20 protein-coding genes and 1 pseudogene are annotated in these 16,457 nt (G+C 59.0%); 3 read left to right on the top strand and 18 right to left on the bottom strand.

Features of this window, described 5'->3' with window-relative positions; all coding sequences use genetic code 11:
• Window positions 1-6: 6 nt before the first annotated feature.
• The 9 genes from hemW to B0D71_RS16745 all read right to left on the bottom strand — a co-directional run bounded on the left by hemW (window position 7) and on the right by B0D71_RS16745 (window position 6,622).
• On the bottom strand, window positions 7-1,212 hold the full coding sequence (hemW, locus tag B0D71_RS16785; protein ID WP_103395776.1) for a radical SAM family heme chaperone HemW: 1,206 nt from the start codon (window positions 1,210-1,212) through the stop codon (window positions 7-9).
• Window positions 1,209-1,805: an RdgB/HAM1 family non-canonical purine NTP pyrophosphatase gene (rdgB, locus tag B0D71_RS16780; protein ID WP_033043028.1), complete on the bottom strand. Its 597-nt coding sequence runs from the start codon at window positions 1,803-1,805 to the stop codon at window positions 1,209-1,211. Before rdgB ends, hemW begins: the two co-directional genes overlap by 4 nt.
• Window positions 1,802-2,236, bottom strand: coding sequence for a DUF4426 domain-containing protein (locus B0D71_RS16775; RefSeq protein WP_103395775.1), 435 nt, complete (start codon window positions 2,234-2,236; stop codon window positions 1,802-1,804). The genes rdgB and B0D71_RS16775 overlap by 4 nt, the downstream gene beginning before the upstream one ends.
• Window positions 2,237-2,262: 26 nt before the next feature.
• Window positions 2,263-2,883 carry a methionine biosynthesis protein MetW gene (gene metW, locus B0D71_RS16770; protein ID WP_007987819.1) on the bottom strand — a complete coding sequence of 207 codons (621 nt, stop codon included), beginning with the start codon at window positions 2,881-2,883 and terminating at the stop codon, window positions 2,263-2,265.
• Window positions 2,884-2,890: 7 nt separating this feature from the next.
• Window positions 2,891-4,030: a homoserine O-succinyltransferase MetX gene (gene metX, locus B0D71_RS16765; protein ID WP_103395774.1), complete on the bottom strand. Its 1,140-nt coding sequence runs from the start codon at window positions 4,028-4,030 to the stop codon at window positions 2,891-2,893.
• 158 nt (window positions 4,031-4,188) lie between these two features.
• Window positions 4,189-4,476, bottom strand: coding sequence for a DUF167 domain-containing protein (locus B0D71_RS16760; RefSeq protein ID WP_103395773.1), 288 nt, complete (start codon window positions 4,474-4,476; stop codon window positions 4,189-4,191).
• Between the two features lie 4 nt (window positions 4,477-4,480).
• Window positions 4,481-5,071 carry a YggT family protein gene (locus B0D71_RS16755; protein ID WP_103395772.1) on the bottom strand — a complete coding sequence of 197 codons (591 nt, stop codon included), beginning with the start codon at window positions 5,069-5,071 and terminating at the stop codon, window positions 4,481-4,483.
• 10 nt (window positions 5,072-5,081) lie between these two features.
• Window positions 5,082-5,900 carry a pyrroline-5-carboxylate reductase gene (gene proC, locus B0D71_RS16750; RefSeq protein ID WP_103395771.1) on the bottom strand — a complete coding sequence of 273 codons (819 nt, stop codon included), beginning with the start codon at window positions 5,898-5,900 and terminating at the stop codon, window positions 5,082-5,084.
• Between the two features lie 35 nt (window positions 5,901-5,935).
• Window positions 5,936-6,622 (bottom strand): YggS family pyridoxal phosphate-dependent enzyme, encoded by a 687-nt coding sequence (locus B0D71_RS16745; protein ID WP_103395770.1) that lies wholly within the window; start codon window positions 6,620-6,622, stop codon window positions 5,936-5,938.
• A 56-nt stretch (window positions 6,623-6,678) separates the two neighbouring features.
• On the opposite strand from B0D71_RS16745, the gene B0D71_RS16740 reads away from it, so the two are divergent.
• Window positions 6,679-7,713 (top strand): type IV pilus twitching motility protein PilT, encoded by a 1,035-nt coding sequence (locus tag B0D71_RS16740; protein ID WP_103395769.1) that lies wholly within the window; start codon window positions 6,679-6,681, stop codon window positions 7,711-7,713.
• Between the two features lie 156 nt (window positions 7,714-7,869).
• Here the strand turns inward: B0D71_RS16740 and B0D71_RS16735 are convergent, their stop codons facing one another.
• Complete coding sequence (locus B0D71_RS16735; RefSeq protein ID WP_103395768.1) at window positions 7,870-8,490, bottom strand: C40 family peptidase; 621 nt, start codon at window positions 8,488-8,490, stop codon at window positions 7,870-7,872.
• 251 nt (window positions 8,491-8,741) lie between these two features.
• On the opposite strand from B0D71_RS16735, the gene B0D71_RS16730 reads away from it, so the two are divergent.
• Window positions 8,742-9,161 (top strand): NINE protein, encoded by a 420-nt coding sequence (locus tag B0D71_RS16730; protein ID WP_103395767.1) that lies wholly within the window; start codon window positions 8,742-8,744, stop codon window positions 9,159-9,161.
• Between the two features lie 95 nt (window positions 9,162-9,256).
• On the opposite strand, the gene B0D71_RS16725 is transcribed toward B0D71_RS16730, so the two are convergent.
• The 7 genes from B0D71_RS16725 to B0D71_RS16695 form a co-directional block, all read right to left on the bottom strand.
• The gene (locus B0D71_RS16725; RefSeq protein ID WP_103395766.1) at window positions 9,257-9,661 is read right to left on the bottom strand and encodes a hypothetical protein; all 405 of its coding nucleotides are present in this window, start codon (window positions 9,659-9,661) and stop codon (window positions 9,257-9,259) included.
• A gap of 50 nt (window positions 9,662-9,711) precedes the next feature.
• Window positions 9,712-10,701: a lipid II-degrading bacteriocin gene (locus tag B0D71_RS16720; RefSeq protein ID WP_108724264.1), complete on the bottom strand. Its 990-nt coding sequence runs from the start codon at window positions 10,699-10,701 to the stop codon at window positions 9,712-9,714.
• A 357-nt stretch (window positions 10,702-11,058) separates the two neighbouring features.
• Window positions 11,059-12,330: a dihydroorotase gene (locus tag B0D71_RS16715; RefSeq protein ID WP_103395765.1), complete on the bottom strand. Its 1,272-nt coding sequence runs from the start codon at window positions 12,328-12,330 to the stop codon at window positions 11,059-11,061.
• Window positions 12,327-13,331: an aspartate carbamoyltransferase catalytic subunit gene (locus tag B0D71_RS16710; RefSeq protein WP_103395764.1), complete on the bottom strand. Its 1,005-nt coding sequence runs from the start codon at window positions 13,329-13,331 to the stop codon at window positions 12,327-12,329. The genes B0D71_RS16715 and B0D71_RS16710 overlap by 4 nt, the downstream gene beginning before the upstream one ends.
• Window positions 13,332-13,358: 27 nt before the next feature.
• On the bottom strand, window positions 13,359-13,862 hold the full coding sequence (gene pyrR / locus B0D71_RS16705; RefSeq protein WP_103395763.1) for a bifunctional pyr operon transcriptional regulator/uracil phosphoribosyltransferase PyrR: 504 nt from the start codon (window positions 13,860-13,862) through the stop codon (window positions 13,359-13,361).
• Window positions 13,863-13,940: 78 nt separating this feature from the next.
• Entirely contained in the window at window positions 13,941-14,378 is a 438-nt protein-coding gene (ruvX, locus tag B0D71_RS16700; protein ID WP_103395762.1) for a Holliday junction resolvase RuvX, read from the bottom strand.
• Complete coding sequence (locus tag B0D71_RS16695) at window positions 14,378-14,950, bottom strand: YqgE/AlgH family protein (protein WP_103395761.1); 573 nt, start codon at window positions 14,948-14,950, stop codon at window positions 14,378-14,380. Before B0D71_RS16695 ends, ruvX begins: the two co-directional genes overlap by 1 nt.
• A gap of 88 nt (window positions 14,951-15,038) precedes the next feature.
• On the opposite strand from B0D71_RS16695, the pseudogene B0D71_RS31865 reads away from it, so the two are divergent.
• Window positions 15,039-15,116: pseudogene (locus B0D71_RS31865) on the top strand (YqgE/AlgH family protein); the annotation flags it as partial.
• Window positions 15,117-15,363: 247 nt separating this feature from the next.
• Here B0D71_RS31865 and B0D71_RS16685 read toward each other — a convergent pair.
• The gene (locus tag B0D71_RS16685) at window positions 15,364-16,392 is read right to left on the bottom strand and encodes an IS110 family RNA-guided transposase (protein ID WP_103392895.1); all 1,029 of its coding nucleotides are present in this window, start codon (window positions 16,390-16,392) and stop codon (window positions 15,364-15,366) included.
• Window positions 16,393-16,457 lie beyond the last annotated feature (65 nt).

Here is a 16,457-nt window from a genome sequence, read left to right as displayed (position 1 = left end):
ATTTCCTTATGTCAGAAATTTCTGCAGCAAGTCGTTGAGGAAGAGTTGTCCGCGCTCGGTGGCTACCAGACGTGACGGTTCGACCTGCAACAGGCCGCTTTGTTCGGCTTCACGGCGGCCTTCAGCAAGGCTTTCCAGGGTCATGCCGGTACGTTCCGGGTACAGCCGCGATTCGACGCCTTCAGTCAGGCGTAGCGCGTTCATCAGGAATTCGAACGGCATTTCATCGTTGCCCAGCGCTTTCTCGCCGGCCCGGAAGCTTTTTGCCGGATTCAGGTAGTCCTTCGGCAGGCGGGTCTTCCAGGTGCGAATGATGCGCCCGTCCGGGTGACTGAGCTTGCCATGGGCGCCGGCGCCGATGCCAATGAAGTCGCCAAAACTCCAGTAATTGAGGTTGTGGCGCGCCGGGCGACCGGGCAACGCATAGGCCGAGACTTCGTACTGTACGTAACCGTGTTCGGCCAGCAGCGCTTGCCCGGCTTCCTGAATGTCCCACAGCGTATCGTCTTCGGGCAGCGTCGGCGGCTGGTTCCAGAACACCGTGTTCGGTTCCAGGGTCAGTTGATACCAGGACAGGTGTGTCGGTTTCAGGGCAATGGCTGTGCGCAGGTCGGCCAAGGCATCGTCCAGGGATTGATTCGGTAAACCATGCATCAAGTCCAGGTTGAAATTATCGAACCCGGCCTGCCGCGCCATGCCAGCGGCGCGTACGGCTTCGTCGCCGTTGTGAATCCGGCCCAGAGCCTGGAGTTTTTCCTGCTGGAAGCTCTGGATGCCGATCGACAGGCGATTGATGCCCAGTTTCCGATACGCCACGAACTTGTCTTGCTCGAATGTCCCCGGATTGGCTTCCAGCGTGATTTCGATGTCGCTGGCAAACGGGATGCGTTGTTCGACGCCTTTGAGCAAGCGCCCCAGTGAATCAGCGCTGAATAGGCTCGGCGTGCCGCCACCAAAGAAAATCGAGCTCAGTTCACGACCATGGACGGCGTGCAGATCCTGATCGAGATCGGCCAGCAATGCGTCGACGTACTCTTCTTCCGGCAGCACAGGGCTGGCGGTGTGGGAGTTGAAGTCGCAGTAAGGGCATTTGCGTACGCACCACGGGATGTGGATGTACAGCGCCAGCGGCGGCAGCACAGGCAGGGCCGCCCGAGGCGATTGTGCATCGCCACCGAAGATCAGCGGCGATGCGGATGATTCACGGGTCATTTCAAGCCCAGACGCTGGCGCAGCAGATCCATTGCACGGGCGCGGTGGCTGATCTGGTTCTTGTCGCCCGGGCTCAGCTCGGCGCTGGAGCAATCGCGCTCCGGTACCCAGAACAGCGGGTCGTAGCCAAAACCGTGTTCGCCGCTGGCCTGGGTCAGGATGCGCCCATGCCACAAACCTTCGCAGAGGATCGGGAGCGGATCATCAGCGTGACGCACCAGCGCCAGCACGCACACGAACTGCGCGCCACGTTCGGCTTCAGGCACGTCTTTCAACACGTCGAGCAGCTTGGCGTTGTTCGCTGCATCACCCTTGCCGTCGGCATAACGCGCCGAGTAGATGCCTGGCGCACCGCCGAGGAAATCCACCGCCAGCCCGGAATCGTCCGCCAGCGCCGGCAGGCCGGAAATGCGCGCGGCATTGCGGGCCTTGAGGATGGCGTTCTCGACGAACGACAGGCCGGTTTCTTCGGGCTCGACGCTGCTGAACTCGCCGATCGAGCGCAGCTGCACCGATTCGCCGAGCATGGCCTGGAGTTCCTTGAGTTTGCCGGCGTTATGGCTGGCCAATACGAGTTGCGTGAAGTTGATCATTGGCCGGGGAAGAGCTCTTGGTTGAAATTGATGGTGTTGATTTTGTCGCCGGTCTGCACCTTGATGTCGAAGGTGCGGACTTCCTGCTGATCCACCGGGTATTGCGCGATGTAGTAGATCGCGCCTTGTTCGGTGATCTGTTTGAACTGCAGTGGCACGGTCTGGCTGGTCAGGTCTTTGACCGAGCCGCTCACCTGGGCCATCTGTGGCTTGCCTTCCTTGAGGACCGAAATGTTTATCACGCCCTGGTTCTTGCTGCGGATCAGTTCGGCGGACTTGGCAATGTCCGGGGTCAGGTAGGTGGAGTTGAAGGTGTTGTAGTGCACTGTCACGTCGCCGAAGGTTTCCTGGCGCTCGCCCTTGATGGCATCAGCGGCCATGGCGGTGACGCTCAGGCAGGCAGTGAGTAGAAGCAACGCTAGACGACCCATGATCGTTCTCCTTGAAATAGGGTGGATCAGACCGCGACCTTGTGGTCGGAAAGTCCCGGACTGCTGACGCGGTAGATTCCGATCTCACCTAACAGATTAGGCCATAGCTTGCTGGCCCACCCGTGCCGATGCTGTTGATCCACGGCAAGCCGATCAATGACCTTCGCTTCACGTTCGCGACACAAGGCTTCAAAGTCCGCGAAGGTACAGAAGTGGATGTTCGGCGTGTTGTACCAAGTGTAAGGAAGGAATTCAGAAACCGGCATCCGGCCCTTGCTCGCAAGGTACCAGCGGCAGCGCCAGTGCCCGAAGTTGGGGAAGGTGATGATGCACTGACGGCCGACGCGCAGCATTTCGTCGAGGATCTTGTCCGGGTAGTGCACCGCTTGCAGCGCCTGGGTCATGACCACGATGTCGAAACTGTTGCTGGCAAAGTTGCCCAGGCCCTTGTCCAGGTCCTGTTCGATGACGTTGATGCCCTTGGCCACGCACTCGGCGATGTTGTCGGCGTCGTTTTCCAGGCCATAACCGGTGACTTGCTTGTTGTCGCGCAGCCAGGTCAGCAGTTCGCCATCGCCGCACCCGAGGTCGAGCACGCGGCTGCCGGCGGGGATCCATTCCTGGATGATTTCCAGATCAGCTCTCATGGCTTTCTCACAACGTAATGCGGTTCATGTAATTGCCGAATGCCTGCAGGTAGCGCGGGATCGGAATCAGGAAGGCGTCGTGGCCTTGCGGTGCGTCGATCTCGAGGTAGCAGACGTCCTTGCGCGCGGCCATCAGTGCGTCCACCAACTCCCGCGAGCGGGCAGGGGAGAAGCGCCAGTCGGTGGTGAACGACATCACGCAGAACTTGGCTTTGGCACCTTCAAAGGTTTTCGCCAGGTTATCGTCGAAGTTCGCCGCCGGATCGAAGTAGTCGAGCGCTTTGGTCATCAACAGGTACGTGTTGGCATCAAAGCGCCCGGAGAACTCTTCGCCCTGATAACGCAAGTAGCTTTCCACCTGGAACTCGACGCTGTGGAAGTCGTAGTTGAGCTTCTCGCTCTTGAGCCCGCGGCCGAATTTCTCGCCCATGGAGTCGTCGGACAGGTAGGTGATGTGCCCGACCATCCGCGCCAGCATCAGGCCGCGCTTGGGGATCACGTTGTGTTCCTGGAACGATCCGCCGTGGAACTCGGGGTCGGTGAGGATCGCCTGGCGTGCCACTTCGTTGAAGGCGATGTTCTGCGCCGACAGCTTGGGCGCCGAGGCGATGGCCAGGCAGTGACGGATTCGGTCAGGGTAGGTGATGCTCCATTGCATCGCCTGCATGCCGCCAAGGCTGCCGCCAATCACGGCCGCAAACTGGGCGATGCCGAGTCGATCGGCCAGACGCGCCTGGCTGTGCACCCAGTCCTCGACGGTCAAGACCGGGAAGTCGGCGCCGAACGGTTTGCCGGTCTCCGGGTTGATGCTGCTCGGCCCGGTGGAGCCGTTGCAGCCGCCGAGATTGTTCAGGCTGACCACGAAGAACTTGCTGGTGTCGATTGGCTTGCCAGGGCCGATGCAGCTGTCCCACCAACCGGGTTTGCGGTCGTCGACTCTGTGGTAGCCGGCGGCGTGGTGGTGACCAGACAAGGCGTGGCAGATCAGCACGGCGTTGCTCGCCGCAGCGTTCAGCGTGCCGTAGGTTTCGTAAATCAGGTCGTAGGCCGGGAGCGAACGACCGCAGGCCAAGGCCAGCGGCTCGCTGAAGTGCGCCACTTGCGGCGTCACCAGACCAACAGAATCGGGGGGAAAGGCAGCTGGCATCGACCCTGCTCTCATTGAAATGAGGCGTAAGTCTAAAGACCGCTGCCTTTAGCAGCAAGCTAACCCTTACCCACTGTAGGAGCCGGCTTGCCGGCGAGGCGGCGGGTCTGATGCACCGCGTTGCCTGGATCGCTGGCAAGCCAGCTCCTACAGTGGGTTCAGCGTTTCAGGTCGGGAAGGTCCGGCAACTTCTTCGGCGAGCAGATCCGCACCCGCTTCTGCCGGTTCAACTCGCCACTGATCAAGCTCACCTGGCTCTTGGACACGCCAAAGGCCTTGGCCAGAAACGCCATCAGATAGGCGTTGGCCTTGCCTTCGACCGGCGGCGCGGTCAGGCGGATCTTCAGGCGATCACCGTGCAGCCCGCAGAAATCATCGCTACGGGCTGCCGGTTGCAGGTGACACTCCAGAATCAGGTCGTCACCGTCCCAGCGAAACCAGCTCACTGGTTCAGATCAGCACGCGGAGGATTTCCGGCATCATGGTCATGGCGGCGAGGTTGTTGATCACCAGCATGTCGATCAGTTTGATCGCCAGGAACGCAAAGATCGGCGACAGATCCAGCCCGCCAAGGTTTGGCAGGAACTTGCGGAACGGCGCCAGGGCCGGCTCACAGATGTCGTTCACCAATTCGGCGCCCGGGTTATGGCTGCCCGGGGCGACCCAGGACAGGATCACGCTGATGATCAGGGCAAAGAAGAAAATATTCAGGAACAGAGCGGTCACACCGATGAGCGACCAGATCAGCAGTTGCAGCGGATTGCCGGTGGTGCCGTAGGTCAGCAACAGGGTCAGGGCCATCAGTGCCAGTTGCACCAGGATCGCCAGCACCAGCGAGGACATGTCCAGGCCGAACACGCTCGGGATGATCCGGCGCAGTGGCTTGAGCAGCGGCTGGGTGGCTTTCACGGCGAACTGGCAGATCGGGTTGTAGAAGTTCGCCCGCACCAGTTGCAGTACGAAGCGCATCAGCACGATCAGCAGGTACAGACTGCCGAGGGTTTGCAGCACGTAGACCGCTGCGGTGTTCAATCCAATCATGAAAAGCTCCTTATTGACCCAGTTGTTCGGCCATCTCGGCCGAGCGATGCGCGGCAGCGCCGAGTGCTTTTTCGACCAGGGCTTCAAAGCCATTGGCCTGGAACGACTTGATTGCAGCTTCTGTGGTGCCCGCAGGCGAGGTGACCCGGCGGCGCAGCTCGGCCGCGTCGACGTCGCTGGCGACGGCCATGTGTGCGGCGCCCAGTGCGGTTTGCAGCGTCAGTTGCGCGGCGATGTCCGCCGGCAAGCCAAGTTTGACGCCAGCGGCGGTCATGGCCTCGATCAACAGGAAGAAATATGCCGGGCCCGAGCCGGAAACGGCGGTGACGGCATCCAGTTGCTGCTCCTCGTTCAGCCACAGAGCGATGCCGACCGCAGACAGCAGCTCCTGGGCTTGCTGACGCTGTTCGGCAGTCACTTCGGCGGTGGCGAACAGGCCGCTCACGCCCTGACGCAACAGCGCCGGGGTGTTGGGCATGCAGCGCACGATCGGCTGGGCGCCGAGCCAGTTGTTCATGCTGGCGCAGGTGATGCCCGCAGCAATTGAAACCACCAGTTGACCCGGTTTGAGGCTTGGGCGCAGGGCCTCGCACACGGCTTTCATCGCCTGCGGCTTGACCGCGAGGACGACGACGTCGGCGCCGTCGATGGCCTGGGCGTTGTCGGCGAAGGTTTCGATGCCGTGTTCAGCAGTCACGCGGGCGCGTGTTTCTTCGCCCGGATCGCTGGCGCGGATCTGCGCCGCTTCCAGACCCTTGGCCCGCAGCCCGCCGATCAGGCTGGCGGCCATGTTGCCGGCACCGATAAAGGCAATACGCGTCTTGCTCATGTCAGGTCCTTATAAAGAATAGAGTCGGCCATGGGTTATGGCCGATCGTAATCGCGAGCGCCAAACAGGGCCGTACCGATACGGACCCAAGTGGCACCCTGGGCAATGGCCGACTCAAGGTCGTGGCTCATGCCCATGGAAAGTGTGTCGAGTGGCAGATTCAGGCTGGCTTGCAGGCTTTGCACGGCAGCGAACGCGGCATCCTGGGCTGCGCGATCTTCAGTCGGCTCAGGGATAGCCATCAGCCCGCGCAACTTCAAGCGCGGCAGAGCGTCGATAGCATTGGCCAAGGCAGGCAGATCGGCCGGGGTGCAGCCGGATTTGCTGGCTTCACCGCTGACATTGACCTGAATGCAGATGTTCAGGGGCGGTAAGTCGGCGGGGCGTTGTTCGGACAGACGTTGTGCGATTTTCAGACGATCCACGGAATGCACCCAGTCGAAGTGCTCGGCGATAGCGCGAGTCTTGTTCGATTGAATGGGGCCGATGAAGTGCCAGATCAAGGGCAGGTCGACCAGTTCCAGCTGTTTGCCCAGCGCTTCTTGCAGGTAGTTCTCGCCAAAGTCGCGCAGGCCGGCGGCGTAGGCTTCCCGCAGGTCTTGAGCGGGTTTGGTCTTGCTCACGGCTAGCAGATGGACGCTGTTTTCGCTGCGATTGGCGGCGAGTGTTGCGGCATGGATGCGCGAACTAACTTGAAGAATGTTGTCTGCTATGGTGGACATCAAGAGGCGCCAGCGGTCTGAAGGTTCGCGGCATTCTACTGGAATTGAGGGGCGCAATGGATATCACCGAACTGCTGGCATTCAGCGCTAAACAGGGTGCATCCGACCTGCACTTGTCCGCCGGCCTGCCGCCGATGATTCGGGTGGATGGCGATGTGCGGCGCATCAACCTGCCGGCCCTGGACCACCAACAGGTGCAGGCGCTGATCGATGCAATCATGAATGACGCCCAGCGGGTGGACTTCGAGAACCATCTGGAAACCGACTTTTCTTTTGACGTGCCCGGTGTGGCGCGTTTTCGGGTCAATGCATTCAATCAGAACCGTGGCGCGGGCGCCGTGTTTCGCACCATCCCGTCGAAAGTGCAGAGCATGGACGAACTGGGCATGGGGGATGTGTTTCGCAAAATGACCGATGCGCCCCGTGGCCTGGTGCTGGTGACCGGTCCCACCGGTTCCGGCAAGTCCACTACGCTGGCGGCGATGATCGATTACCTGAACACTCATCGCCATCACCACATCCTAACCATCGAGGACCCTATCGAGTTCGTCCACGAGCCGCGCAAGTGCCTGATCAACCAGCGTGAAGTTCATCGCGATACCCGTAGCTTCGCCACGGCCTTGCGTTCGGCACTGCGGGAGGACCCGGATGTGATTTTGGTAGGGGAGATGCGCGATCTGGAGACCATTCGCCTGGCTTTGACCGCCGCCGAAACTGGCCATCTGGTATTCGGCACGCTGCACACCACGTCGGCGGCGAAAACCATCGACCGCGTGGTCGACGTGTTTCCGGGGGGCGAGAAGTCAATGGTGCGCTCGATGCTCTCCGAGTCGCTGCTGGCGGTGGTATCCCAAACCCTGGTGAAGAGGGTCGGTGGTGGGCGCATCGCGGCTCACGAGATCATGCTGGGGACGTCGGCGATCCGCAACCTGATTCGCGAGGACAAGGTGGCGCAGATGTACTCGGCGATTCAGTCGGGAGGGGCGCTGGGAATGCAGACGCTGGATATGAGCTTGAAGGACCTGGTGACCAAGGGGTTGATCAGTCGTGATCATGCGCGGGAGAAAGCGCGGTCGCCGGAAAATTTGTGATGATCCAGAAACGCCATCGCGGGCAAGCCCGCTCCCACAGTGATCGAGGTTGGATCACAAATCTGCAAACCAATCTGAAACCTGTGGGAGCGGGCTTGCCCGCGATGAGGCCATCATATTCGAAGCAATTCCCGAGGCTGACCCGGGTAGGTCAAATCAGCGCTGAACCACACGCAATTGATTCGGCTCTTTAGGCAGAACCCGCTTGGCAACCACGTAGTGGCTTTCCCAGTACGGTTTCTTCAAGGTGTCGATGCTCACCGACTTGCCGCGACGTGGCGCGTGGATGAACCGGTCGTTGCCCAGGTAAATGGCAACGTGATTGACCCGACGGCTCTTGATGTTGAAGAAAATCAGGTCGCCAGGTTTCAGGTCGTTGCGATCGACTTTCTCCCCATGACCGCTGGCCATGGCGTTGGAGGTGCGTGGCAGGTCGAACGTGGCGTCGTTGAACGCGTATTTCACCAGGCCGCTGCAATCGAAGCCTTTGCTTGGGCTGCTGCCGCCCCAACGATAGGGAGTGCCAAGGACGTTCACGGCGCGGCTCAGCACGTCGCTGCTTTCCTTGGTGCCCATCGGTGGAACCAGGCCGCTTTTATTGCTGGCCAGGGTTGGAGCATGTTTAGCGGATTTTTTGTCTTTGCTCGAAGGAGCAGAGGCATGGGATTTTGGGGTGTAACCATTAACGTTAGGAAGACGTTGCTCACGATTGGTGGCGTGGGCGGCCAGTGGCATCAATAGGCAAATGGTTAGCCATGTCTTGAAAAATGAACGCATTAGGCAAGGCTCTTAATAAGTTAGCGCGCAACTTTATAACAGCTTTTTTGCCGCTTCCGAGGCCGTTGGTCGATTCAACCTGGGGGGCAATGGTGGCAAAAAAGCGGCAAAATGGCGTAATTGTCGGACAGAAGTCCGGTGTTACAAGGCTTTGACAGGTGCGAAGGTAGCATTTGCCATACGTCGGGTGCCCGTAAAAAAGTCACAAAGAAATGAAGAATATTTATCTATCGCGTGAGTCGAGGTCATTCATGAACCCCTATCAACAGACTATTCCGCAGCAAGACACCCACAGCAAAGTGATCGGTTACCTGCTGTGGATTTTCGGTTTTACCGGCGCTCACCGCTTCTATTACGGCAAGCCGGTGACCGGGACGATCTGGTTCTTCACCTTTGGCTTGCTGGGGATCGGCTGGCTGATCGACCTTTTCCTGATCCCGGCGATGGATCGCGAGGCTGACCTGCGGTTTACCGCCGGTCCCATCGAATACAACGTGGCGTGGATCCTGCTGACGTTTCTCGGGGTGTTTGGCGTGCACCGGATGTATCAGGGGAAATGGATCAGTGGGCTGCTGTACCTGCTGACGGGCGGGTTGTTCTTTCTGGGGGTGCTGTATGACTTCTGGACGTTGAATGACCAGGTTTCCGTTCGCAACGCGCAGAGTCGCTGATCAAATGTGGCGAGGGGGCTTGCCCCTCGCCACAGAGTGTTACGCCTGGTGACTGATCCTGCTATTCGTCTGCTTGAGTCATAGTCTGTGAATGACTATTGAAATACTTTTAGCAACTGAAGTTGAAGTGTTGCAAATGCAATTGTACTGACGCTGTATAAGGTTGAAATGATGAGGTGGTTTGGAGTGGCCCAGTAATTTATGCTGTCAGCGAGAATCGCAAGTGATGCAAATGCAATAATCAATGCTAATACTTTTATTGAGACTCCGTGCGTGCGGAGTGTGCGGGCTTTTTTGTATAAGAGCATTTGCATTAGATGAAGTGTAAGTAATGTTAAACCGGCAATCAGGACTGCACCTATTGGTATTCCAATTGAGTCTCGATCTATGTTGTAAAAACCTGTGCTCAAATTATTTTCTAAAATAAATATTGCTACACTGGATGTGATCGCTAAAAGCACTGGGTAGATGTAGTTTAGGTGCTTGTAGAGAGTCTTCATGTTGGCTCTTCCTGAGTGCAGTAGATGGTTTGAAACCCTAACAGGCTAATCTAGTGCAGGTCCGGCTGAAAGCCAGTTCCCGTTAGTCTTATTTTTTGCTCTCCCGTTATATCGATTTCATATTTCGTTCCTGAGAATACTCTGCCTGCTGTGGTTAAGAACTCAGGTAGTGTTGATCTGTCACTTTTGTCGAAGTCGTATGTGTCTGTATAAGCTCTTGCAGTTCCATCAAAAACCCATGATCCGTTTTCTTTCCTTGTAAAGTCTCCTTCGATTTTCAATGTGATTCGACCTAAATAATATCCTGTGACTTTGCTGTCGCTTTCAGTGGCATAAGGTACTTTTGGGTCAGATAAAAAATACCTTCCGGATTCTCTGGTGCTGGCGATAGTGTTGGCTAACAGGGGAATTTCATTCGCCTGTACGTTTAGGCCTATGTTGTTTATATCAACTCGCAGCTTCTCTCCATTTCCCCATAGGTAGTGAGAGAATGCTTTGACAGGGCTAAATGTCCCCCCTGATAGCTCGGTTGTTTGTGTTTCATACTTGATGTTGTACAGGCTTGTCGATGCTACTTTGATCAGGGCGTCTAGGTTGCTTAGTTTTTGTTGCGCTGCGAAGGCATCGGCAAGACTGAAATTTACGAGTTTGTTTTTGAAGTAGGCATGAGTAACGATCGAAGAATTATTTAGTAGGTAGTTGTCACTCTCCGTGATTTTCCAAAGGTCTTGAATGGCGCCAAAAGCGTCGTTGTTAACTGCTCTACCCACCATTTGCAGTTCATAGGTAAAGGCTTTTATACCACTTTTCATTTCTAGCCAGGCATGGAACATATCCATTTCGGCTGAGGAAATGACGGTGCCATCGCACAGGGGTAAAGAGTAGGTTTGCCCGTCGTTGGTGATGATTGCTTCACCGGCTCCCTGCCAATCTGCAGTCGCATAGGCTCCCCAGCGGAATCCGGGATTAACTGTAAAGCCGCCTGAGTTTCCCGTTGTTCCTTTCGTTACGATAGGAGGTAGGGTAAGTCCATTTTTCATGTATTGCTCCTTGTTTGTACAATCATTGTATTCGGGAGGGTAGTGATTTTTCCTTGTGCTGTTTTTATACTAAATGATGGGTGTTGAGTCTGCATTCAATAACTTTGTAGGCTATTTCTGTATGTTGCGAAGTTCCTTTCGCGCAGATGATGAGAAGCCAGAAATTTCTGTTCGTTGGATAGTTATATTCGCCATCGCTTGTAGAAATGTTCTTGATGCGGATGTGCTGTTTGGGGAAAGGCAATGGAGGAGGGGCAGGAGGGCGATATGACTTCTGGACGTTGAATGACCAGGTTTCCGTGCGCAATGCGCAGCGCCGGTAATTGTGGTGAGGGGGCAAGCCCCCTCGCCACAGTGTTACGCCTGGTGGCTGATCCGCCCATCCACCAGCGTGTAACGCACCACACCCGGCAGGCTATGCCCAATGAACGGGCAGTTCTCGCCCTTGGACAACCAGGTTTCACCGGCGACGGTGGAGGCCGTAGGGTCGAACAGCACGATGTCCGCCGCGCCACCCACCGCCAGGTTGCCTGCTGGCAAACGCAAGGCGTCGGCAGGGCCGGTGCTCAGGCGTTTGAGTAGAGTCGGCAGGTCCAGCAGGCCGTCTTCGACCAAGGTCATCGCCAGCGGCAATAGCAGTTCAACGCTGCTGATGCCTGGCTCGGTCGCACCGAACGGTGCCAGCTTGGCGTCACGCTCATGGGGTTGGTGGTGACTGGAGATAGCCGAGATCACCCCCGATTTCACCGCTGCGCGCAGGCCCTCGCGGTCGGCGCGGGTGCGTAGCGGCGGCTGGACGTGATACAGGCTGCTGAAGCCGATCAGAGCTTCGTCGGTCAGGATCAGCTGGTACAGGGCGACATCCGCGGTCACCTTCAGGCCACGGGCCTGGGCCTGGGCGATCAGCTCCACGCCGCGGGCGCTGGTGAGCTGGCTGAAGTGTGCGCGTACGCCAGTCTGTTCAACCAGCAACAGGTCCCGAGCGAGGGCGACGGTCTCGGCACTTTCCGGAATGCCCGGCAAGCCAAGGAAGCTGGCGGTCGGACCTTCGTGAGCCAGGCCACCCTCGGCCAGGTCGTGATCCTGGGAGTTGAAAATCACCGTCAGGTCGAAGGTCGCTGCGTAGTCCAGTGCGCGGCATAGGGTGCGTGTGTTGCGGAAGCTCTCCAGGCCATTGCCGAAGGCCACGCAACCGGCATCGCGCAGTGCCACGAGCTCGGCAAGCTGTTCACCGTCCAGGCCTTTGCTCAGGGCGCCAATCGGGAAGACTTTGGTGTTGCCGGCCTCACGGGCGCGGTCGAGGATCAGTTCGGCTACCGCCGAGGTGTCCAGCACCGGTTTGGTTTTTGGCGGGCAGCACAGGCTGGTCACGCCGCCAGCCGCCGCCGCGCGGGTCTCGCTGACGATCGAGCCTTTGCGGCTGTAGCCCGGTTCGCGCAGGGCAACGTTGAGGTCGACCAGGCCGGGAGCGGCCACCAGGCCTTTGGCGTCGATCGTGTCGACGGCGACAAAGCCGGCTGGCGCAGCGCCAAGGGCGACGACTTTGCAGGCTTCAATGTGGATGTCGGTCACTTGATCCAGGCCACTGGCCGGATCGATCACGCGGGCACCGAGAATGCTGAGCTTCACTGGGCGTTCTCCTGCTCGAATTGGCGCTGGGCAGTCTGCCCGCTCATGGCCATGGACAGCACAGCCATACGAATGGCGATCCCGTAGGTCACCTGGTTGAGGATCACCGAGTGCGGGCCGTCAGCCACCGCCGACTCGATTTCCACGCCACGGTTGATCGGCCCCGGGTGCATCACGATGGCATCGGGCTTGGCGCCGGCCAGGCGCGCGGTGGTCAGGCCGAACAGGCGGTAGAACTCGCCTTCGCTCGGCAGCAGGCCGCCGGTCATGCGTTCACGCTGCAGGCGCAACATGATCACCACGTCGACATCTTTCAGGCCTTCGGTCATGTCGGTGTAGACCTTCACGCCGTATTGCTCGATGCCGATCGGCAGCAGGGTTTTCGGCGCGATCACGCGGATGTCCGGGCAACCGAGGGTTTTCAGGGCCAGCATGTTCGAGCGCGCGACCCGCGAGTGCAGGATGTCGCCGACGATGGCCACCGAAAGGTTTTCGAAACTGCCCTTGTGCCGGCGGATGGTGAGCATGTCGAGCATGCCCTGGGTAGGGTGCGCGTGCCGGCCGTCGCCGCCGTTGATGATCGCCACCTGCGGGCAGACATGCTCGGCGATGAAGTGCGCGGCACCGGAATCACCGTGACGCACGACGAACATGTCGGCGGCCATCGCTTCCAGGTTACGCAGGGTGTCGAGCAGGGTTTCGCCCTTACTCGCCGACGACGTCGACACGTTGAGGGTGATCACGTCCGCCGAGAGCCGCTGGGCCGCCAGTTCGAAGGTCGTGCGGGTGCGGGTCGAGTTCTCGAAGAACACGTTGCACACGGTCTTGCCGCGCAGCAGCGGGACTTTCTTCACGGCCCGGGCGCCGACTTCGAGGAAGGAGTCGGCGGTGTCGAGGATTTCCGTCAGCAGCTCGCGGCGCAAACCGTCGAGCGAGAGGAAGTGGCGCAGCTGGCCCTGATCATTGAGCTGCAGCGGGCGCTTGGTTTCTAGAGGCGTCATCGCAAGGGGGACTCTCAATAGGGCGAATTAAAGGGCGAGGTCTTGCAGTTCGAGCGCGAGCTCCGGGCCGGACAGCTTCACCCGTTCGTGGGCGGCCAGCGACAGGGTCGCGCCAACCACGTTCGGGCGGATCGGCAGTTCGCCGGCGTCCAGGTCCAGCATGCACACCAGCGTCACGCTGGCCGGGCGGCCATAGTCGAACAGTTCGTTCATGGCGGCGCGGATGGTCCGGCCGCTCATCAGCACGTCGTCGATCAGCACCAGGTGCTGGCCTTCGATCTCGAACGGCAGCGCCGAAGGGCGAACCTGTGGGTGCAGGCCGTTCTGGCTGAAATCGTCGCGATAGAAGGATACGTCCAGGGTGCCGAGGGGCTCATCGCTGCCCAGCTCCTTGAGCAGGGCCTGGGCTACCCAGACGCCACCGGTACGGATGCCGATGAAACGCGGGTCGCTGATGCCGCGGTGTTCCAGGTGAGCCTTCAGGCGCGTGGCCATCTGGCTGATCAGTTCGGCGGGATTGGGCAGGCTCATGGTTGCTCCTTCTTGGGCCCGAGCCGGCTTGTACGGGAGTGGCTCGGGTTGTAGCTAAGAGAGACGCGCAGCGGCTCTTCAGGATTCAAACAGCGCGGTGTTTTCGTCCAACCAGCCTTGCAGCAGCAGGGCGGCGGCGATGGCATCGACCGGGTTGTCGCGGTAACTGCCTTTCTGGCCGCCACGAGCCAGGCGTTCGCCCTTGGCCTCGAAGGTGGTCAGGCGTTCATCGTGGGTATAAAAGGGCAGGTTGAAGCGGCCGTTCAGGCGCCGGGCGAACTTTTCCGCGCGGGCGCACATGTCGCTGGGCGTGCCGTCCATGTTCAACGGCAGGCCGACCACCACCGCATCGGGCTTCCACTCTTTGATGAGGGCTTCGAGCTGGTTCCAGTCGGGGATGCCGTTCTGCGCTTTCAGGGTGCACAGCTCGCGGGCCTGGCCGGTAATGACCTGGCCGACCGCAACGCCGATCTGTTTGGTGCCGTAGTCGAATCCGAGAATCAGCCGCAGGGCCATCAGGCGTGCCCCGCCTGGCTGGTCAGCAGACTGAGATTGACGCCCAGGTGCTTGGCCGCCGCTTCCAAGCGAAGTTCGCTGCTGGTGTTGAACAGGATGTCTGCGTCAAACGGGCAGTTCAGCCAGGCATTTTGCGCCAGTTCGGCTTCCAGTTGCCCGGCTTCCCAACCGGCATAGCCGAGGGCAATCAGGCTTTTTGCCGGGCCGACGCCGTCAGCGATGGCGAACAGTATGTCCTGGGTGGTCGACAGGGATAAGTCGTCTTCCAGATCAACGGTTGCCTGGAAGCTCAGCCCCTTGGGGTGCAGGACGAAGCCGCGATCGGTCTGCACCGGGCCGCCGATAAAGATCGGCACGTGCTGGCAGAGCGCTGGTGGTTCGATATCCGGGCGCAATTGCTCAAGAATATCGGCCAGGCTCAGCTCTTGCGGACGGTTGACCACCAGCCCCATGGCCCCATTGGCCGTGTGCTCGACGATGTAGGTCAAGGTGTGCGCAAAGTTCGGGTCGGCCATGTGTGGCATGGCGATCAGGAATTGATGCTTGAGGTAGCTGGGGCTGACGTTTTTCATGTGCGCTAGTGTGGCGTTCGAGGGGCGAACTGACAAGCTGGGGATGCACAGGAAATAGCGCAAATCTGTAGGAGCGAGCTTGCTCGCGATGGTCGTCAAGGATAACGCTGCCAAGTTGACACCCCGCGGTGCTCTCAGGTTTATCGCGAGCAAGCTCGCTCCTACATCTATGGTTACCCCCTTTTCTGCAATACTGTATTTGATGCGTGTTTGGCTTGCTTTCATCTATCCGGCGTCTGAGTGGGGGTGTCGCCCCGCGCCTCGATGAGAATCGATGCCCAACGACCCTAATTAGTTGAACGGCCTTACAGCCGTGTAGGAGCCCAGGGTTGTCGTCAGGCCGGTTGGCCGTTCACGTCATCAGTTATCCAGCATCGCAAAACCAGGTGGGTGGTGCTCGGGTGACAGCGGGGTCAGGCGTTCATCGCGGCTGGCCCCGCATCGAATTCAGTGTGGTGTGCGGCTATCGCCCAGGCGATTCTTGCCAGCTTGTTGGCCAGTGCGCAGACCACGAGATTGGAGTGATGGCGGGAAGCTAATAGTTGGCGGACCCAGTCCGCCAAGGCGCCTTTCTGTCGTTCCAGTTGTATCAAGTACACACGGGCGCACTGGATGAGCAGGCGCCTCTGATTTCGATCGCCGCGTTTACTGATGCCGAGCAACACGGTTTTATCGCCCGTACCGTGCTGTTTGGGTACCAGCCCGATCGACGCCGCATAGCCTCGGCCGCATTTGAACTGTTTGCCATCGCCCAACTCGGCAGCCAAGGCGCTGGAGGTGATCGGGCCGACACACGGCATGGTCATCAAACGAGCCGCCAGATCATCTTCAGCTGCTTGGCATTCCACCTCCTTGTCCAGCGCTTTGACCTTCCCATCCAGATAGTTGAAGTGCTCATGCAACCCCATCAGAATTTTTTTGATGGAGCCGGAAAATGAACTCATCTCAAGCAATGCTGGAAGCTCTTTGATGGATTTGAAGCCGGGAGCCAGGCTGATACCCACCTCCAGCAGGGCTGCGTGAATCCGATTGACGGTGGCGGTACGGTCTTTGATGAACGACTCACGAACCGAATTGAGCATCGCCAGCGCCTGCTGAGCCTGGGTTTTGGGGTGCACGAAGCGCATTGTGGGCCGGGTCGCCGCCTCGCAGATCGCTTCGGCATCAGCGAAGTCGTTTTTGTTGCTCTTCACGTAAGGGCGTACCAGATGTGGCGCAATAAGCTTGGGCGTATGCCCCAGCTTGGCGACTTCCTGCGCCATGAAATGGGCGCCGCCACAGGCTTCCATCACGACGGTGCAGGGTTCCAGTTTCGCCAGATATTGGGTGAGTGCTGCGCGCGTAAACTTTCTGCGGTGAACCTCGTGGCCGCGATCATCTTGAGCATGAAGATGAAAGGAATGTTTTCCGAGGTCGATGGCGGCAATAGCTACGTTGTTCATGGCAATGATCTCCGATGAGCCCTCTGTGAAAGCTTAGTGGGCGATCACAGGGGGCAGCGGGGGGG

It is taken from the genome of Pseudomonas laurylsulfativorans (assembly GCF_002906155.1).
Taxonomy (GTDB): Bacteria; Pseudomonadota; Gammaproteobacteria; order Pseudomonadales; family Pseudomonadaceae; genus Aquipseudomonas; species Aquipseudomonas laurylsulfativorans.
Note: the sequence above shows the minus strand (reverse complement) of the source record. Positions and strands in the feature narration are given on the sequence as shown.